Raw genomic sequence first — 2468 nt, 5'->3', positions numbered from 1 at the left:
CTTCACGCTTCGCAAGTTGGCTCCGTACCCCCACCCCTAACCCCTCCCCACAAGGGGGAGGGGGACTAAGTTGCATCCGGCTCGGTCGGAACCGCATAAGTTTGCAATGGATAGGCGCTGCCGTGGCCTTCTCCCTCCCCCTTGTGGGGAGGGTTAGGGGTGGGGGTACTCGGCGCCTTGCCTCGAGGACTGGCGCATGATCGCCGGCAAGCATGCGCTGGTCACCGGTGGCGGCTCCGGCGTTGGCCGGGCCATCGCGCTGGCGCTTGCGGGTGCCGGCATCGACGTGACTGTCTGCGGCCGGCGCGAAGCGGAACTTGCCAAGGTGGCCGGCGAAAGCGATCGCATCTTCGGGATCGCCGCCGACGTCACCGACGAGGCGGCGATGGCATCGCTTTACCAGACAGCGGAAGCCGCGCGCGGGCCCTTCGACATCGTCGTTGCCAATGCCGGTATGGCCGGCAGCACGCCGACGCACAAGACCACGCTTGCCGACTGGCAGCGGACGCTCGACATCAACCTGACCGGCGCCTTCCTGACGGTGAAACCGGCGCTGGCCGGCATGGCCGCGCGCAAGGCGGGCCGGATCGTCTTCATCGCCTCGACGGCAGGGCTGAAAGGCTACGCCTATGTCGCGCCTTATGTCGCCGCCAAGCATGGCGTCGTCGGCTTGATGCGGGCGCTCGCCGCCGAGACGGCGAAATCCGGCGTCACCGTGAACGCGGTGTGCCCAGGCTTTGTCGAAACGGAGATGTTGGAGGAATCCATCCAGCGCATTGTCGAAAAGACCGGCCGCTCGGCCGGCGAGGCACGATCGAGCCTCGTCTCGACCAACCCGCAAGGCCGCTTCATCCAGCCGCAGGAGATTGCCGCCTCGGTGTTGTGGTTGTGCGGCGAAGCGGCGGCGTCGATCACCGGACAGGCCATTTCGATCTCAGGAGGCGAAACATGGTAGCCGGCCCCCTGCCCGCGCCATCGGGACCCGGCAAGGACCGGCTTCGGCTGTGGATCAGGCTGCTGCGGGCCTCGCGCACGATCGAGGCCGAGCTGCGCGAACGCCTGAAGAAGGAGTTTGATACGACGCTGCCGCGCTTCGACGTGATGGCCGCACTCTATCGCGCGCCCGAAGGCATGCTGATGAGCGACCTGTCGCGTTTTCTGCTGGTTTCCAACGGTAACGTCACCGGCATTGTCGACCGGCTGGTTTCGGAAGGTCTGGTGGCGCGTGCGCGTCGCAATGGCGATAGGCGCACGTCCATGGTGCGGCTGACCGAGGAGGGCTCGAAATCCTTTGCCACCATCGCCGCGGCGCATGAAGGTTGGATCGGTGAATTGCTGGGCAAGGTCAGCGAGGAGGATGCACGCCGGCTGACCGGCATGCTGACCTCTTTCCGCAGCAACTGGGAGGGACGCGAATGACAAAGATGGCCGGTCTCAAGCCGCAGCATTTCCTCTGGCAGGTCGAAGGCAGGATCGCGAAGGTCCGACTTGACCGTCCCGAGCGGAAGAACCCGCTGACCTTCGACAGCTATGCCGAACTTCGCGACACGTTCCGCGACCTCGTCTACGCCGACGACGTCGACGCCGTGGTGTTCCTGCCCAATGGCGGCAATTTTTGCTCCGGCGGCGATGTCCACGACATTATCGGCCCGCTGGTCAGGATGGACATGAAGGAATTGCTCGCCTTCACCCGCATGACCGGCGATTTCGTCAAGGCGATGCTGAATTGCGGCAAGCCGATCATCGCGGCGGTCGATGGCGTGGCGGTCGGCGCCGGCGCCATCATCGCCATGAGCTCCGACATCCGCATCGCCACGCCGGAGGCCAAGACCGCGTTCCTGTTCACTCGGGTCGGCCTTGCCGGCTGCGACATGGGCGCCTGCGCGATCCTGCCGCGCATCATCGGCCAGGGCCGAGCCGCCGAGCTGCTCTACACCGGCCGCACCATGACGGCCGCCGAAGGCGAACGCTGGGGGTTCTATAACAGGCTCGTCGACGCCGCCGCGCTGGAAGCCGACGCGCTCGACATGGCGGCGCGCATCGTCTCCGGCCCGACCTTCGCCCATGGCATCACCAAGACGCAGCTGAACCAGGAATGGTCGATGGGCCTCGACCAGGCGATCGAGGCGGAAGCGCAGGCGCAGGCGATCTGCATGCAGACACACGATTTCGAGCGGGCTTACAGGGCGTTTGTCGCCAAGGAAAAGCCGGTGTTCGAGGGGAATTGAGGATGCTCGTTTCAAAGGAGACGTTGGCGGGACAGCGCCCCCCTCTGTCCTGCCGGACATCTCCCTCTCTAGGGGGGAGATTGGCAGTTCAAGGCTTGGCACCTGCCTTGCAACGCTGGCGATTGGCGACAGCAGAAGTGATATCCAATCTCCCCCCTGGAGGGGGAGATGTCCGGCAGGACAGAGGGGGGCGCCGTAGAGCGCGATATCGGAAAGACAGCGGAGGCCGAAATGCCTGAC

At 65.4% G+C, this 2468-nt stretch carries 3 protein-coding genes; all 3 read left to right on the top strand.

All coding sequences use genetic code 11. The features are described 5' to 3' along the window. Nucleotides 1–196 precede the first annotated feature (196 nt). Genes FJ930_RS29870 through FJ930_RS29860 form a run of 3 tightly spaced genes read left to right on the top strand, consistent with a single transcriptional unit; the run spans nucleotide 197 to nucleotide 2228 of the window. Nucleotides 197–955 (top strand): SDR family NAD(P)-dependent oxidoreductase, encoded by a 759-nt coding sequence (locus FJ930_RS29870; RefSeq protein ID WP_141841180.1) that lies wholly within the window; start codon nucleotides 197–199, stop codon nucleotides 953–955. Then, the gene (locus FJ930_RS29865) at nucleotides 949–1419 is read left to right on the top strand and encodes a MarR family transcriptional regulator (protein ID WP_140691180.1); all 471 of its coding nucleotides are present in this window, start codon (nucleotides 949–951) and stop codon (nucleotides 1417–1419) included. Before FJ930_RS29870 ends, FJ930_RS29865 begins: the two co-directional genes overlap by 7 nt. Continuing rightward, nucleotides 1416–2228 (top strand): enoyl-CoA hydratase family protein, encoded by an 813-nt coding sequence (locus FJ930_RS29860; RefSeq protein ID WP_141841179.1) that lies wholly within the window; start codon nucleotides 1416–1418, stop codon nucleotides 2226–2228. Before FJ930_RS29865 ends, FJ930_RS29860 begins: the two co-directional genes overlap by 4 nt. The last annotated feature ends 240 nt before the right edge of the window (nucleotides 2229–2468 follow it).

Source organism: Mesorhizobium sp. B2-4-15 (assembly GCF_006658505.1).
GTDB lineage: Bacteria > Pseudomonadota > Alphaproteobacteria > Rhizobiales > Rhizobiaceae > Mesorhizobium.
Note: the sequence above shows the minus strand (reverse complement) of the source record. Positions and strands in the feature narration are given on the sequence as shown.